The sequence below is a fragment of the Bacillus sp. JJ1532 genome (assembly GCF_036965085.1).
Taxonomy (GTDB): domain Bacteria; phylum Bacillota; class Bacilli; order Bacillales; family Cytobacillaceae; genus Cytobacillus.
In genome coordinates, this window is record NZ_JBALOW010000047.1 from 1 (window position 1) to 247 (window position 247).

Consider the following 247-nt stretch of genomic DNA (forward strand, 5'->3'; position numbering starts at 1 on the left):
TGGATATTTTGCTTATGAAATTTATAGCAAAAAAGGAGAAATTTATTAGTAAATAGTTATCTTCCAGAAAATTGCGCAATTTTGAAAAATATTGTGCTTTCTTTAGCAATAGGGCCATATTCTTGAATAGGAGAAGGAATTATTAGAAGGTGAATCGAATTTCTAAGTTATTCAACTTGGCAGTTTTTTCGTTAATGAAGCAGTCATTTTGGCAACAATGACAAAAAACTTAAAATAACATACAGAA